The sequence below is a fragment of the Pseudomonas tolaasii NCPPB 2192 genome, assembly GCF_002813445.1.
In the GTDB taxonomy this organism is placed as follows: Bacteria; Pseudomonadota; Gammaproteobacteria; order Pseudomonadales; family Pseudomonadaceae; genus Aquipseudomonas; species Aquipseudomonas tolaasii.
In genome coordinates, this window is record NZ_PHHD01000001.1 from 3,936,748 (window position 1) to 3,952,349 (window position 15,602).

General features: G+C 62.0%; 15 protein-coding genes. 3 read left to right on the plus strand and 12 right to left on the minus strand.

What is annotated here, in order from left to right:
* Positions 1-72: 72 nt before the first annotated feature.
* The gene (locus ATI14_RS18330; RefSeq protein ID WP_016974124.1) at positions 73-1,719 is read left to right on the plus strand and encodes an MFS transporter; all 1,647 of its coding nucleotides are present in this window, start codon (positions 73-75) and stop codon (positions 1,717-1,719) included.
* Entirely contained in the window at positions 1,716-2,858 is a 1,143-nt protein-coding gene (locus ATI14_RS18335; RefSeq protein WP_016974123.1) for an HlyD family secretion protein, read from the plus strand. The genes ATI14_RS18330 and ATI14_RS18335 overlap by 4 nt, the downstream gene beginning before the upstream one ends.
* A gap of 92 nt (positions 2,859-2,950) precedes the next feature.
* On the opposite strand, the gene ATI14_RS18340 is transcribed toward ATI14_RS18335, so the two are convergent.
* The 10 genes from ATI14_RS18340 to ATI14_RS18390 all read right to left on the minus strand — a co-directional run bounded on the left by ATI14_RS18340 (position 2,951) and on the right by ATI14_RS18390 (position 12,064).
* A complete protein-coding gene (locus ATI14_RS18340) occupies positions 2,951-3,856 on the minus strand; it encodes an aldose 1-epimerase (RefSeq protein ID WP_016974122.1) in 906 nt (301 codons plus the stop codon).
* A gap of 134 nt (positions 3,857-3,990) precedes the next feature.
* A complete protein-coding gene (locus tag ATI14_RS18345; RefSeq protein WP_016974121.1) occupies positions 3,991-5,271 on the minus strand; it encodes a TRAP transporter large permease in 1,281 nt (426 codons plus the stop codon).
* Position 5,272: 1 nt separating this feature from the next.
* Positions 5,273-5,800, minus strand: a complete 528-nt coding sequence (locus ATI14_RS18350) for a TRAP transporter small permease (RefSeq protein WP_016974120.1) — start codon at positions 5,798-5,800, stop codon at positions 5,273-5,275.
* A 64-nt stretch (positions 5,801-5,864) separates the two neighbouring features.
* A complete protein-coding gene (locus ATI14_RS18355; RefSeq protein ID WP_016974119.1) occupies positions 5,865-6,827 on the minus strand; it encodes a TRAP transporter substrate-binding protein in 963 nt (320 codons plus the stop codon).
* Between the two features lie 54 nt (positions 6,828-6,881).
* Positions 6,882-7,757 carry an SMP-30/gluconolactonase/LRE family protein gene (locus tag ATI14_RS18360; protein WP_016974118.1) on the minus strand — a complete coding sequence of 292 codons (876 nt, stop codon included), beginning with the start codon at positions 7,755-7,757 and terminating at the stop codon, positions 6,882-6,884.
* Between the two features lie 33 nt (positions 7,758-7,790).
* Entirely contained in the window at positions 7,791-8,615 is an 825-nt protein-coding gene (locus tag ATI14_RS18365; protein ID WP_016974117.1) for an NAD-dependent epimerase/dehydratase family protein, read from the minus strand.
* Between the two features lie 238 nt (positions 8,616-8,853).
* A complete protein-coding gene (locus ATI14_RS18375) occupies positions 8,854-10,116 on the minus strand; it encodes an OprD family porin (protein ID WP_016974116.1) in 1,263 nt (420 codons plus the stop codon).
* A gap of 260 nt (positions 10,117-10,376) precedes the next feature.
* Positions 10,377-11,234, minus strand: coding sequence for a copper homeostasis membrane protein CopD (copD, locus tag ATI14_RS18380; RefSeq protein WP_016974115.1), 858 nt, complete (start codon positions 11,232-11,234; stop codon positions 10,377-10,379).
* Between the two features lie 3 nt (positions 11,235-11,237).
* Positions 11,238-11,603 carry a copper homeostasis periplasmic binding protein CopC gene (gene copC / locus ATI14_RS18385; RefSeq protein ID WP_016974114.1) on the minus strand — a complete coding sequence of 122 codons (366 nt, stop codon included), beginning with the start codon at positions 11,601-11,603 and terminating at the stop codon, positions 11,238-11,240.
* A gap of 11 nt (positions 11,604-11,614) precedes the next feature.
* A complete protein-coding gene (locus tag ATI14_RS18390; protein ID WP_016974113.1) occupies positions 11,615-12,064 on the minus strand; it encodes a GNAT family N-acetyltransferase in 450 nt (149 codons plus the stop codon).
* A gap of 143 nt (positions 12,065-12,207) precedes the next feature.
* Between ATI14_RS18390 and ATI14_RS18395 the strand changes: the two genes are divergently transcribed.
* Positions 12,208-12,828, plus strand: a complete 621-nt coding sequence (locus tag ATI14_RS18395; protein WP_016974112.1) for a TetR/AcrR family transcriptional regulator — start codon at positions 12,208-12,210, stop codon at positions 12,826-12,828.
* A gap of 111 nt (positions 12,829-12,939) precedes the next feature.
* Here the strand turns inward: ATI14_RS18395 and preA are convergent, their stop codons facing one another.
* Together preA and ATI14_RS18405 are read right to left on the minus strand one after the other, a co-directional pair.
* On the minus strand, positions 12,940-14,214 hold the full coding sequence (gene preA / locus ATI14_RS18400) for an NAD-dependent dihydropyrimidine dehydrogenase subunit PreA (RefSeq protein WP_016974111.1): 1,275 nt from the start codon (positions 14,212-14,214) through the stop codon (positions 12,940-12,942).
* Entirely contained in the window at positions 14,214-15,581 is a 1,368-nt protein-coding gene (locus ATI14_RS18405; protein WP_016974110.1) for an NAD(P)-dependent oxidoreductase, read from the minus strand. Before ATI14_RS18405 ends, preA begins: the two co-directional genes overlap by 1 nt.
* Positions 15,582-15,602 lie beyond the last annotated feature (21 nt).

Below are 15,602 nucleotides of genomic sequence, written 5' to 3' on the forward strand. Positions count from 1 at the left end.
ACGCCTCTCAGGTTTACTACTCTAGAGTAAGCGCTCCACCGACCTTGCACGTCGGCTCACCAAGGTCATGCAATGGATAAATACACCCCCCACACCTGGCAGCCCCACGAGCGGCCGAGCCTGCCCGGCTCGCCGTCGACGCCGCTGCATTCCACGCCCAGGCGCTGGCTGTTTGCGCTGGTGGGCGTGCTGGTGGCGATCACCGGGGGGCTGGGTAACGCGCTGGTGATCGCCAACCTGCAATACCTGCAAGGCGCACTGGGCGCGACCACCGCCGAAATGGCCTGGCTGCCCGCCGCCTATGTCATGACCAACGTGTGCATGAACCTGCTGCTGGTGAAGTTTCGCCAGCAGTTCGGCTTGCGGGCGTTCACCGAAGTGTTCCTGGTGCTGTATGCGCTGGTGACCTTCGGCCATTTATTCGTCAACGACCTCAGCTCGGCGATTGCGGTGCGCGCGGCCCACGGCATGGTCGGCGCGGCCCTGAGTTCGCTGGGTTTGTACTACATGATTCAGGCGTTCCCGGCCAAATGGCGTTTAAAAGCGCTGGTGCTGGGGCTGGGCACTGCGCAGCTTGCGTTGCCCCTGGCGCGGCTGTTCTCCGAAGATTTGCTGCAAATCGCTGAGTGGCGCGGCCTGTACCTGTTTGAACTGGGTATGGCACTGATTTGCCTGGGCTGCGTGTTCCTGCTCAAGCTGCCGCCCGGCGACCGTTTCAAAACCTTCGAAAAACTCGACTTCCTGACCTTCGCCATCCTCGCCACCGGCGTGGCGTTGCTCTGCGCGGTGCTGTCGCTGGGGCGCATCGACTGGTGGCTGGAGGCGCCGTGGATCGGCATCGCCTCAGCCTGCTCGCTGGTGCTGATCATGGCCGGCCTGGCCATCGAGCATAACCGCGCCAACCCGATGTTGATGACACGCTGGCTGGGCAGCGGCGTGATGATCCGCCTGGCGCTGGCGGTGGTGCTGATTCGCATGGTGCTGTCGGAACAGTCCACCGGCGCCGTGGGCTTCATGCAGATGCTGAACATGAGTTATCAGCAGATGCACACGCTGTACGTGGTGATGCTGGCCGGGGCGATTGCGGGGCTTGCGGTCAGCGCACTGACCATCAACCCCGCGCACCTGCTGATGCCGCTGGTGATCTCATTGGCCTTCATGGCCACGGGCTCGGTGATGGACAGTTTCTCCAGCAACCTGACCCGGCCGGAAAACCTGTATGTCAGCCAGTTCCTGCTGGGGTTTGGCGGCACGTTCTTCCTCGGCCCGACCATGGTGCTGGGCACGAAAAACGTGCTGACCAACCCGCGCAACCTGGTGAGTTTTTCGGTGATGTTCGGCATTTGCCAGAACCTCGGCGGCCTGATCGGTGCGGCCTTGCTCGGCACCTTTCAGATCGTGCGCGAGAAATACCATTCGAGCATGATCACCGAGCACCTGACCCTGCTCGACCCGCGTGTGGCCGCACGCGTTCAGAGCGGCGGCTCGGCCTATGGCGGCGTCATCGCCGACCCCGAACTGCGCAACCTCATGGGTATCCGCAGCCTGGCCACAGCGGCCACCCGCGAGGCGAACGTGATGGCCTACAACGATGTCTTCATGTTGATTGCGATCATCGCGATCCTGACCATGATCTGGATCTTCATCCGCAGCCTGTGGCTGATGAGTACCACCAAAGCAGCAGCCCCTCCCGTTCAACCCAGCGGCGTGACTCAATGACCGAAACCACCACTACCACCAATGCCGTCGCCTCCACCCCTGAAGGCACACCACCCGCAGGGTCAACCGTGACTGAGCCGCGCTCGTTGCGGGTGCGCATTGTCTCCACGCTGGGCTTTGCCGCGATTGCCATCGTCGGCGTGCTGATCGTGTTGTACGCCTGGCAATTGCCGCCGTTCAGCAGCGCGGTAGAGACCACCGAAAATGCTCTGGTGCGCGGGCAGGTGACGATTATCGGCCCGCAACTGAGCGGCTATGTGTTCGAAGTGCCGGTGCAGGATTTCCAGTACGTGAAGGCCGGCGACCTGCTGGTGCGTCTGGATGACCGCATCTACAAGCAGCGCCTCGACCAGGCGCTGGCGCAACTGGCGGTGCAAAAGGCCGGGCTGGCCAACGTGGTGCAGCAGCGCAACAGTGCCGAGGCCACCATCAAACTGCGCCAGGCCGCGTTGGCCGACAGCGAAGCCCAGGCACGCAAGAGCACGGCGGACCTGCGTCGCAATGAAGAACTGATCAGCGACGGTTCGGTGTCCAAGCGCGAGCTGGACGTGACCCGCGCCGCCAACGCGCAGACCATCGCCGCCGTGGCCCAGGCCCAGGCCAGCCTGGAGATTGCGCGGCAGGACCTGCAGACGGTGATCGTCAACCGCGGCTCACTGGAAGCGGCCGTGGCGAATGCTGATGCGGCAGTGGAGCTGGCGCGTATCGACCTGTCCAACACGCGCATCACCGCCCCGCGTGACGGCCAGTTGGGGCAGATTGGCGTGCGGCTGGGCGCCTACGTGAATTCCGGCGCGCAACTGATGGCGCTGGTGCCGCCGCAGTTGTGGGTGATTGCCAACATGAAAGAAACCCAGATGGATAACGTGCAGGTCGGCCAGCCGGTGACCTTCACCGTGGATGCGCTGAACCACCGCAAGTTTCACGGCACGGTGCAGCATATTTCCCCGGCGACCGGCTCGGAGTTCAGCCTGTTGCAGGCGGACAATGCGACCGGCAACTTTGTGAAGATCGCCCAGCGTGTGCCGGTGAGGATTACCGTGGACCCGGATCAGGCCGAGAGCGAGCGGTTGCGGCCGGGGTTGTCGGTGGTGGTGAGTATCGACACGGCGGGGCGGCTGAAAAACAGCCCGCCCTGACACTACAACGAGCAAAAATGTGGGGCTGCTTTCTGTGGCGAGGGAGCTTGCTCCCGCTGGGTTGCGAAGCAGCCCCAAAAAACTTGCGGGCGCTACGCACCCGAGCGGGAGCAAGCTCCCTCGCCACATAAGCCAGCTCCCACAATGGGAACGTATTTCATGCGGAATTCGAGCTGGGTTGACTGGCCCTGTTCCAGCAATTTCAGCCCCGGTCGTCCGGGCAAATGGTGGGCATTCACCGGATGGCTCACCGGCTCGATACAAAAGAACTCGAACGCCGGCGGGCAGAACAGCAGGAAGTAATCCGCGCCGCTGGCCTGGCATTCCAGCGCATAACCCAGCTCCGGCTGTTCAACCCGGCAATGCCCGTCCCACGCGCAGAAGCCGTTGTCCACCAGCCTGTCGGGCAGGCTTTTGAGTTGTTGGAAGTCCCAGTCGGCCGGTATCGGCGCCAGGGCAGTGGGCAATTTGGACGCATCACTCATCCATACCTGTGAAGCCTTGGCCTGCAACCGCGTACCGGGCCTGCGTGGCAAGTAGGGGTGCAGACCCAGCCCGTGCCACGCCGGTTTTTCCGCCAGATGGGTGACGCGCAAGGTGATGCTCAACACCCCGTCACTCAAGCTGAAACGTTGCTCGGCGCGGTAGGCGAAAGGCGTCTCGCATTCCACTGCCAGCACCACTTCATCCGCCGTCTGGCTGACCACTTGCCACGCTTGCTGCCACGCCGAACCGTGAATCGGCAGCGGGTCGAGCAGGCTGTTTTGCTCCAGCGCCAGCCAGCCGTCCGGGTTGTTGAAACCGCCTTCGGCAATCCGGTTGGACCAGGGCGCCAGCGGGTAGCAGCCCAGTTTGCCCGGCAACCCGGTGTTCACGGCCTGCTCGTCACTGTGGCGCAGCAGCGGCTGGCCGGTGGCGATGACGGTCCAGTTGACGATGCTGCCGCCGGTGGCGGGGGCCAGGGTGAGGTGGGTTAAATGATCTGAGAGTTCCAGCATGTGTTTACCTCGGTACAGGATCGTACCCACGCTCTGCGTGGGAATGCCGCCCTGGACGCTCTGCGTTTGCTTTTGAAAGCCGTGACGCGGAGCGTCACAGGATGCATTCCCACGCAGAGCGTGGGAACGATCGTTTACAACACCAGGCCCGGCAGCCACAGCGACAGCGCGGGAATGTAGGTCACCGCCATCAGCACCAGGAACAATACGCCATAAAACGGCAGCAGCGCCTTCACGGTTTTCTCGATGGTGGTTTTGCCCACCGCCGCGCCGACGAACAGCACCGCGCCCACCGGCGGGGTGATCAGGCCGATGCCGAGGTTGACCAGCATGATCATGCCGAAATGCACGGGGTCGACGCCGATGCCGAGAATCACCGGCAGCAATATCGGCGTGAGAATCAGGATCAGCGGCGCCATGTCCATCACCGTGCCCAGCAACAGCAGCATGGCGTTGATGCACATCAGGATCACATAGCGGTTGTCCGACAGGGTCAGAAACAGCGTGGTGATCTTCGCCGGAATCTGCATCAGCGTCATGATGTAGCCGAAGCTCGCGGCGAAGGCGATCAGGATCATCACGATGGAAATGGTGCGCACCGTGCGGTGCATCAGCTTGGGCAGCTCGCGCCATTTGTAGTCGCGGTAGATGAACATGGTCACGAAGAATGCCCACAACACGGCAATCGCGGCGGATTCGGTGGCGGTGAAAATGCCTGAGAGAATGCCGCCGAGGATGATCACCATGGCCATCAGGCCCCACAGCGCGTCGGCGCAGATTTTCAGGGCTTGTTTGAGCGGGATGACCTCGCCCTTGGGGTAGTCGCGCTTCCTGGCGAAGATCAGGCACAGCACCATCAGGCACGCGCTCATCAGCAAGCCCGGCACCACGCCGGCCATGAACAGCGAGGCGATGGACACGGTGCCGCCGGCCGCCAGCGAGTAGAGCACCGAGTTATGGCTGGGTGGCGTCAACAATGCCTGCACCGAGCCGCTGATGGTCACCGCGGTTGCGAACTCGCGGGGATAGCCGCGGCGTTCCATTTCCGGAATCAGCACCGAGCCGACCGAGGCCGTATCCGCCACCGACGAACCGGAAATCGCGCCGAAAAACGTCGAGGCCATGATGTTGACCAGCGACAAACCGCCGCGCACAAAGCCCACCAACACCCCGGCAAACGCCACCAGACGGCGCGACATGCCGCCCTCGGCCATGATCGCCCCGGCGAGCACGAAGAACGGAATCGCCATCAGCGAAAACTTGTTCACCCCGCCCGCCACCTGGATCATCAGGGCCTGGAACGGGATGTCGATCCACCACGCGCCAATCAGCGCCGACAGCCCGAGGGCGTAGGCCACCGGCATGCCGATCAGGATCAAGGCGATAAAGCTGCCCAACAGAATCAATGCGTCCATATCAGGCGGCTCCTTCGCTTTCTTCAACCAGGTCAAAGCGCACCACGCGCCGCTGGCTTTGATCGCCGAGCAGGAGTTTTTCCAGCACGAACACCAGGGTCAACAGCCCGCCAATCGGGATCGGCATGTAGGTGATGCCCACGCGCAAGGTGGGGATGGCGCTCATGAACTGGTTCCAGGTGGACAGGCACAACTTGGTGCCCCACACCGTCATGAACAGACAAATGGTCGCCATCAACAGTTGGGAAACGATGCCGACGAGGCGGCGCTGAGTGGGTGGCAGGCGGTCGGTGATCATCGCCACCGACATGTGTGCGCCGGCGCGGTAGCTGGCGGCGGCGCCGATAAAGGTGAATACCAGCATCAGCAGGATGGCGGTGGGCTCCGGCCAGCTTGAGCCGGTGCCGAGGATGTAGCGGGCGAAGATGCCCCAGGGAATGATCAGCGCGACCCCCAGTACCGAGAGGCCGGCGACCCAGATGCAGGTCATGTACAGCCGGTCATTGAAGCGCAGCAGTAAATTCTTCATGGCGTTCACCGTAACCGGGCGCGTCGATGCCGACCGCGCCGGGCCTTGTTAAAGGGGAGGGTGATTACTCGACGGCGTCGATGCGCTGGATGATGTCGGCGTAGGCCGCACCGTATTTGGCGCGGACCGGGGCCGTGGCGTCATAGAAGGGTTTTTTGTCGACGGTGATGAACTCGACGCCGGCGGCCTTGAGCTTGGTCTCGCTGCTGGCGGACTTGGCGTCCCACAGCACGCGCTCGTCGGCCTGGGCGGCCTTGGCGGCGTTTTTCACCATGACTTGCTGCGCGGGGGTGAGCTTGTTCCAGGTGATTTTCGACATCACGATGGGCTCGGGCAGGATCAGGTGTTCGGTGAGGGTGTAGAACTTCGCGTTCTGGAAATGGTTGTGTTCGAGCAGGGTGGGCGGGTTGTTTTCCGCGCCGTCGATCACACCGGTTTGCAGGGCGCTAAAGATTTCGCCGGTGTCCATGGCGATGCCGTTGGCCCCCATTTCATTGAAGGCGTCGATGAACAGTGGGTTGCCCTGCACACGAATTTTCATGCCCTTGAGGTCTGCGATCGAGCGCACCGGTTTCTTGGTGTAGATATTGCGCGTGCCGCCGTCCATCCAGGCCAGGGCGACCAGGCCGAACTCCGAGTCTGTGATTTTCGCGAGGATTTCATCGCCAATCTCGCCGTCGATGACTTTGCGCATGTGCGCCTGGTCGCGGAACACGAAGGGCAGGTTGAACACGTTCACGTCCGGCACCACCGGCCCGACGATGCCGAGGCTGACCCGGGCCATCTGGATCGCGCCGACCTGGGCTTGTTCGACCACTTCTTTCTCGGAGCCGAGCACGCCGCCCGGAAAGTACTTGAAGGTCAGTTCGCCGTTGCTTTCTTTGGTCAGGGCCTTGCCCATGTTTTCCTGGGCGACGACGGTGGGGTAGCCGGCGGGGTGGATGTCGGCAATTTTGATTTCCAGCGCATGGGCGGCGCTGGCGAGGGTAGCGAGTGCAGCAGCGAGCAAGGTGCGTTTGAAGTCCATGGGGTGACTCTCCTGTCTTGTTATTGTTGTATTCAAGGCACAGCGATGCAGCTTTCAGAGGGTGAAGCGGGGTTCGGCCAGTCCTTGTACGCCGGGGTTGAGGGCAAACACGCCGCCGGACAGCGACTGCTCACTGTTGTCGTCGCGAATCGAGGTGACGAACAGCGTGTCCAGGCGGCTGCCGCCAAAGGCGCACATGGTGGGTTTTTTCACTGGCACGGTGAGGGAGCGGTCGAGGCGGCCGTCGGGGGTGAAACGGTGGATCAGGCCGGCGTCGTTGGCGCAGATCCAGTAGCAGCCATCGGCGTCCACGGCTGCGCCGTCGGGGCGGCCGAGGAAGTGGTGCATGTCTACAAACACGCGGCGGTTGGACGGCGTGCCGGTGTCGATGTCGTAGTCGAAGGCCCAGATCTGCTGCACCAGCGGGTGCGAATCCGAGGCGTACATCGTGCGGCCGTCGGGGCTGAAGGCCAGGCCATTGAGGGTGATAAACCCGCCCAGTTGCGCGTGGGGTGCCGAGCCTGATGCATATCGATAAAGGCTGCCCTCGGCGGCGTTCAGGCCCATGTTCAGCACCATGCTGCCGGCCCAGAAGCGGCCCTGGCGATCACAGCGGCCATCGTTCAGGCGCATGTCCGGGCGCGGGTGTTTCACCCCGGCCAGTGGCGTGGTGTCGAGGCTGCCGTCGTTGTGCGGGGTGAGCTGGAAAAAGCCCGTCTCCATGCCCGCCACCCAGTTGCCCGCGTCGGTGCGGGCGATGCAGGCGAGCATCTGCGGGGCTTTCCAGGCGGCGACATGCCCGCTGGCGGCGCTCCAGCGTTGCAGGCCGCCGTTGGGAATGTCCACCCAGTACAGTGCGTTTTCTTCCGGCACCCACACTGGGCATTCGCCCACTGCATTGCGGGCGTCGACAATCAATTCGGCTGTCATGACCACTCATTCCTTTGGGTAGTTGATGTGTACTCAGTCACCGAAGGGCCCTGCCGCGCAGAACGCGCCGCCCTGATACACCTTGGCCGGGTCATCGGCCGCCACCGGTGGCTGGGTTTCGACCTGGGCGCGGAACACTTCGGAGCTGTCCTTGGGGGCGAAACCCAGGTGCGCGGCGTAGCGGTTGTCCCACCAGGTGTCGAGGTTATCCGACATGCCGTAGACCACGGTGTGGCCCACGTTTGGCGTGTACAGCGCGCGTTCGAGCAGTTGGGTCAGGTCGTCGAAGCTCAGCCAGGTGTGCATCATCCGGCGGTTCTGCGGTTCCGGGAACGAGGAGCCGATGCGGATGCTCACGGTCTCGATGCCGTAGCGGTCGAAATAGAAGCTGGCCATGTCTTCGCCGTAGGACTTGGACAGGCCGTAGTAGCTGTCCGGGCGGCGCGGGGAGTGGGCGTCGATGGTTTCGCCCTGCTTGTAAAAGCCGATCACATGGTTGGAACTGGCGAAGATCACACGCTTGACGCCATGGCGACGCGCGGCTTCGTAGATATGGAAAATGCCGCTGATGTTGGCGCCGAGCACTTCTTCGAAGGAGCGCTCAACGGACACACCGCCGAAATGCAGAATGGCATCGACGCCTTCCACCAGGTGGTGCACGGCTTGTTTGTCGGCGAGGTCGCACACCTGCACTTCTTCAGAAGCATCAGCGGCGGGGGCCATGTCGGCGATGTCCGACAGGCGCAGTACCTGCGCGTAAGGGCGCAGGCGTTCACGCAGGACTTTACCCAGGCCGCCGGCAGCACCGGTGAGCAGCAGGCGGTTGAATGGAACGGGGTTGGAGGTGGTGGTGGTCATGGGGGTTCCATTGTTGTTGTAGGTTGTCGTATGACTTGGTGGAAGTATCGTTATTGATTCCCCGGGTTGTCAACGCCCGTGCTGACGAATGAGGGCAAGTGTTGGGCTTGTGTGGGAGCTGGCTTGCCTGCGATGCAGACACCTCGGTACGTCAGCCACACCGCAGCGATGCCATCGCAGGCAAGCCAGCTCCCACAAAAAGCTGGATCTCAGATAGCCAACATCCACATTAATCGGGTTACAGCAGCGAAATCGGGTAGCTGATAAAGATCCGGTTCTCATCAAACTCGTTGTTGCTGAAATCCCGACGCATGGTCGAATTGCGCCACCGCAGGTTCAAGTCTTTCAGCGCACCGCTCTGTACGGTGTAGGCCAGTTCCGACTCGCGGCCCCATTCCTTGCCATCGGTGATCGCGCCGGTGTGCACATTACTGCCGCTGATATAGCGGTTCATCATGGTCAACCCCGGAATGCCCAGCACCACGAAATTGAAGTCATGCCGCACCTGCCAGGACTTCTCCTTGGCGTTGTCGTAGCTGGCGTTGTAACTGTCGTTGGCCAACGTGCCGCCGCTGGTGCCGTTGACGCGCATCCAGACGCTGTCGCCGGTGAGTTTCTGCAGGCCCACATAGAAGGCGTTGCCTTTGTATTTGGCCGAGAGCAGGGCGAAGGCGGTCTTGTTGTCGAGGTCGCCGGCCAGTGCGCTGCCGTCTTCCTTGCCGGTGAAGTAACCGAGGTTGGCGCCCAGGGTCCAGTCGCCCACGGGCTGGCTGTGGGTCAGGTTGAAGTATTTTTGCTGGTAGATGTCGCTCAACTCGGCGTACCACACGCCGACCTGGGTGCGTTTGTCGTTGAAGGTGTATTCGCCGCCGCCGAAATTGAAGCGGTCTGAGGTGAACGCCGCTTTGCCGTTCATGAACATGTCTTCCATGCTCGCGTCGTTGCGCGGGCTGTTGCCGCGAAACTGGCCGCCGTAGAGGGTCAGGCCGTCGATCTCTTTGGACGTGAGCTGGCCGCCACGGAAGGTCTGGGGCAGCGAACGTCCGTCGTCGGAACGCAGGATCGGCAGTACCGGCATCCACTCGCCGACCTTCAGTTCAGTCTTGGACAGCCGGGTTTTCAGGGCCACGCCCAGGCGCCCGAAGTTATCGGCGGGGCGGCCGTCGCTGTGGGTCGGCAGCAATTGTGTGCCGGCCGTGCCCTTGCCGCCATCGAGTTTTTGCGAATACAGGCCCAGCACATCCAGCCCGAACCCCACGGTGCCCTGAGTGAAGCCGGACCTGGCATCGAGAATGAAGTTTTGCGTCCACTCTTCGGCCTTGGCTTGTGGGTAGGTGGGGTTGGTGAAGTTGCGGTTGAAGTAGGCATTGCGCAGGTTGAGCGTGGCGGTGGCGTCTTCGATGAAGCCGTCTGCCTGGGCATTGATGGGAAGGGTGAACGCCAGGCTGCCGAGGCCGAGAAGGCCGATACGGATGGAGGAATTGCGGGCGAAATGACTCACAGTGAAACTCCCTTTCTTTTGTTGTTTTTATTATTTGTCGTACGTCGTCGTACAACATTTGACGAATATTTGCGGGGTTTTCGTGGGGTGTCAAGCAGAAGTTATACGATGACTTGGCTTTAATCGCTCAAAAAACGGACACGATCAATGTGGGAGCTGGCTTGCCTGCGATGCAGACACCTCGGTCTATCAGTGATACGTCGGCGATGCTATCGCAGGCGAGCCAGCTCCACCGGTTGGGCGTGTTTGCAGGGGGATTTTCAGCCTGCCATGACCATCGGCGGCAGGGTGCCCAGGAGGGAAACGGCGGCCACTGCTGAAATACCCAGTAACCATTCCAGCATCACACTGGCCTTCAAACTGCCCAGGCGCTCTTCGCAGCGTTCAATCCGCAAACGATTCAACAGCGCCAGCGCCAGCATGCCGAGCACCAGCAGTACCTTGATCAGCAGAATCAGCGCAAAGCCATCAAACAGCGGCGTGGGCCACAGCTGCCCGGTGAGCACGCGCACGTTGATCAGCCCGGTCACCAGCAGGCCGGCCACCAGGCCGTAACCCACGCCGCTGAAGCGCCGTAAAACCGGTTCCAGTGCCAGGCGGTTCGGCAGCCGGAGGACCAGCACCAGCAACAACAACCCCCCCAGCCACGCTCCGACGCAGACCAGGTGCACCACCTGGTTGAGGATCAGCAGTTGCCCGCTCAAGCCATTGAGCATGGCGCCATGGCCCACGGGTGCGAGGGTCGCCAACAGCAGCGCGATCAGCGGCAGACGCACGGCTTGCCAGGGTTTGATCAGCGCGATCACCAGCAACAGGTTCAGCAGCAGATGCCAGGTCCACACCTGACCGAAGAAGGTCTTGCCCAGCACCAACTGCACGGTGGCCGGTTGCAGCGCGGCGTCCCAACTGCCTGCCATGCTGGCGGTGATCAATAGCAACCACGCCACACCAGAGCCGAGCCCGACCCAGGCAAGGCCGCGCGTGAGGCGCAAGAGTTGCCGGTCCAGTACCGGCTGCAATTCCTTGCCAAGCAACAGGGGCCTGAATACGCAGGCCCCGAACATCAGCAACACGACAATGAAATGCAGGAAACGGCACAGCACCAGCGCGGTCGCCATGGGTTATTGGCCGACCTTGAAGCTGTATTCACCGTTGCTTTTGTGAGTGTCGACCGACACGGCGTTCCACACCACCTTGTAGTTACCGGCCGCCAGCGGCGCGGCGGGGGTGACCACCAGCACTTTTTTGTCGGCGTCCGTGGTTTCCAGGCCTTTGATCGCGATTTCGGTGCCATCTTTGCTCAGAGACACTTTGGTGAAGGTGGCTTCGACGCCTTCGCTGAAGGTCAGGCGCAGGTCGGCGGGCGCGGCGACGGTGCTGTCGGCGGCCGGCGTCGCACTCTTGAGATGAGCATGGGCAAATGCCGCCGAGGCACCGAGCAAAGAGGCGAGCAGGGCGACGGTGGTCAGGGCTTTCTTGATCAGCATGGTTCAATACCTCAAGGTTTGGGGGTCGGTAGAGCCAGGTGCAGCAGAGGAAAGGGCTTGCCTTCGCCATCCAGTGGCGAACGCCCCACCTGAATAAACCCATAGTGCAGGTAGAAACCCACGGCCTGGGGGTTTTGTTCGTTGACGTCCACCGTCAGCGTGTCGTGGCGCGCCAGCGCGTGGTCCAGCAACTGGAGGCCGATGCCCTGGCCACGGCGTGCGGGTTCGATAAACAGCATTTCCACGTTGTGCCCGCCGGTGGCGATATAACCCGCGATGCCCTGGGCGTCTTCGTACACCCACACATCAAGTGCCGGCATCGGCAGGTAGGTGTCACGCACCAAAGGCAGCAAACGCTGGATGTCATCCTCGGGGAGGAAGTCATGAGTGGCTCGCACCGAGCGCTCCCACAGTGCTCCGAGCACTGGGTCGTCGGCAGCCACGCGAGGTCGAATAGTCATGGCAATGATCCTTCAAAGGGACCGCGATCCTAACCAATCCTTTTTGGAGGGGAAAGCTTCGCGCAAGAAGTTTCATTATGCCTTGTCGCCGCGACCTGAAGCCGATGGTAGTCTTCATCCCAAGTTGTTGTCAGGGAGCCCTTATGGGCAATCACAAGATCGGAATTCGCCGCACCAACGTCGAAAAAATCCTGCTGGCGGCGGAGAAAATCTTCGCCGAGAAGGGCTATGGCAGTACCGCCATGGCCGACATCGCTGAAGAAGTGCAACTGCCGCGCTCCAACCTGCATTACTACTTCACCACCAAAAGCGAGCTGTACAGCGCGGTGTTGTTTGACTTGCTGGAAGTGTGGAAGCAGGACGCGCTGAGTTTCGAGACCTTCGACGACCCGCGTGTGGTGCTCAGCAGCTACATCCGCGCCAAGATGCAGCGCTCGCGCACGCGGCCGTATGGCTCCAAAGTCTGGGCCAATGAAATCATCCACGGCGCGCCCACTCTCGGTGAGGCATTGGATGAAAGCCTGTATGACTGGGCCAAGATGAAGGAAGCGAAAATCCGCCAGTGGGTGGAGGACAAACGCATCCTGCCGGTGGAGCCGTCGAGCCTGCTGTATATGATCTGGGCCTCGACCCAGCACTACGCGGACTTTGATCATCAGGTGAAGATTCTGAACGATCATCAGCCGTTGTCGGACATGCAGTTCGAGAAGGCGATTCAGACGGTCACGAGTGTGATTTTGCGCGGGATCGGGTTGGAGCCTTGAGGCTTGTGGTGATGCTAATGGCCTCATCGCAGGCAAGCCAGCTCCCACATTTTGAATTGTGAACACCTTCAAATGTGGGAGCTGGCTTGCCTGAGATAGCGGTCTACAGCACTACACAGCCTCCCGATAAGGGTTGCGCGGATCCTGCGTCCAATTCAAGAACGGCTTGCCCGTGTCTATCGGCACCATCTCGATACAGTCGGCCACCGGGCAGGTGATCTGGCACAGGTTGCAACCCACGCACTCGTCATCGATCACCTCGTACTTATGCGTGCCATCTGCTTGTTTCAGGCTGGCGATGGCCTGGTGCGAAGTGTCCTCGCAGGCGATGTGGCAACGCCCGCAGCCAATGCAGGCGTGCTGATCGATCTTCGCGATCACCTGATAGTTGATGTCCAGGTACTTCCAGTCGGTGGTATTGCCTACCGCCCGACCGGAAAATGCCTGCAGGCTCTGGTAACCCTGACTGTCCATCCAGCGCGACAGCCCGTCCTTCATCTCTTCCACAATCCGAAAGCCGTGCAGCATCGCCGCCGTGCACACTTGCACCGCACCGCAGCCCAGGGCAACGAATTCCGCCGCGTCGCGCCAGTTGCCGATGCCGCCAATGCCGCAGATCGGCAGGCCCTGGGTCTGCGGGTCACGGGCGATTTCCGCCACCATGTTCAGCGCGATGGGTTTGACCGCCGAGCCGCAATAACCGCCGTGGGTGCTTTGGGTGCCGACCACGGGCAGGGCGACCATGCGTTCAAGGTCCACGCTGGTGATGGAATTGATGGTGTTGATCAGCGACACCGCATCCGCACCACCGCGATAGGCCGCCCGCGCTGCCACGCGAATGTCGGTGATATTCGGCGTAAGTTTGACGATCACCGGCAGCGAGCAATACGTCTTGCACCAGCGCGTCACCTGTTCCACGTACTCCGGCACCTGGCCGACTGCCGCGCCCATGCCGCGCTCGGGCATACCGTGGGGGCAGCCGAAGTTCAGCTCGATGCCGTCGCAGCCGGTGGCTTCCACCAATGGCAAGATGTGTTTCCACGATTCTTCAACACACGGCACCATCAGCGACACGATCAGCGCGCGGTCGGGCCAGTCCTTTTTCACCTGGGTGATTTCCCGCAGGTTGATCTCCAGCGAGCGGTCGGTGATCAGCTCAATATTGTTAATGCCCAGCACTTCCCGGTTGGCGCCATAGTGCGCCGAGTAGCGCGACGACACGTTGACCGCCGCCGGGTCTTCACCGAGGGTTTTCCACACCACGCCGCCCCAGCCGGCTTCAAAGGCGCGCACCACGTTGTAGGCCTTGTCGGTCGGCGGCGCGGACGCCAGCCAGAACGGGTTGGGGGCTTTGATACCGGCAAATACAATCGAGAGATCGGCCATTACGCAGCCTCCACATTCAGCATGAGTTGGGTGTGCATGGCCTCGGCGGCCAGCTTGCCGTGTTGCACCGCCTGCACGGTGAGGTCCTGGCCGAGGCTGACGCAATCGCCTCCCGCATACACGCCCGGAATGCTGGTTTGCAGGTGTTCATCGACGAAAATCCGCTCGCCCACGCGGTGCAGTTGCTGGGCCAGCGGGTCGTGCAGCGCCGCGTTGTCGAAGCCTTGCCCGATCGCCTTGAAGATCGCATCGGCGGCCAGTTCGAAGGTTTCGCCGGTGGGGTGCAGGCGACCGTTTTCCATGCGAGTGCGCAAGAAACGCATGCCGCGCACGTGGCCTCTGTCGTCCAGCAGAACTTCCTCGGGTTGTGCCCAGGTCAGCAGGCGCACTTGATTAGCCTTGGCGATGTCCTGCTCGTGGTGGGTGGCGCCCATGTCGGCCAGGCCTCGGCGATACACAAGGTTGACATCGCGGGCACCGAGGCGAGCCATTTGCACGGCCATGTCGATGGCCGTATTACCGGCGCCGAGCACAATGCAGCGGTCGGCGAGGGGCAGCTGGGTCAGGTCATCGGCCTGGCGCAGTTCGCGGATGTAGTCGGTGGCGGCGAGCAGGCCCGGTGCCTCTTCATGGGGCAGGCCGAGTTGTTTGCTGGCGGCAAGGCCGAGGCCGAGGAACACCGCGTCGAATTGCTGGTGCAGTTCGCTCAACGTCAGATTGTCGCCCAGGCGCTGGCCGTGGCGGATTTCGATGCCGCCGATTTGCAGGAGGAAATCCAGCTCCTTCTGTGCGAAGTCATCCACCAGTTTGTACTTGGCGATCCCGTATTCATTCAGGCCGCCGGCTTTTTCCCGGGCCTCGAACACCACCACGTCATGACCGTGCAACGCGCTGCGATGGGCACAGGCCAGACCGGCAGGCCCGGCGCCGACCACGGCGATGCGCTTGCCCGTGGGCGCGGCGCGCTGGAAGGGGTGTTCGCTGAAGTGTGCGTTGTCCACAGCATAGCGTTGCAACAGGCCGATCAGCACCGGCGCGCATTCCTCACTGTTGTTACGCACGCAGGCTTGCTGGCAGAGGATTTCCGTGGGGCAGACCCGCGCACAGCTGCCGCCGAGGATGTTGGCAGACAGGATTTTCTGCGCCGCGCCTTGCACGTTTTCGGTGTGGATATTGCGGATGAACGACGGGATATCGATCTCGCTGGGGCACGCATTCACGCACGGCGCGTCGTAGCAATACAGGCAGCGCGAGGCTTCCAGCTGTGCCTGGCGAGCATTGAGCGGCGGCGCCAGGTCGGTGAAATGGCTGGCGAGCGTCGGCCCGTCTTCATGGGGGTGGGGGAGGTGGGTCAGGGTCTGGATCACGGTGTTGGCCTCACGGTTATT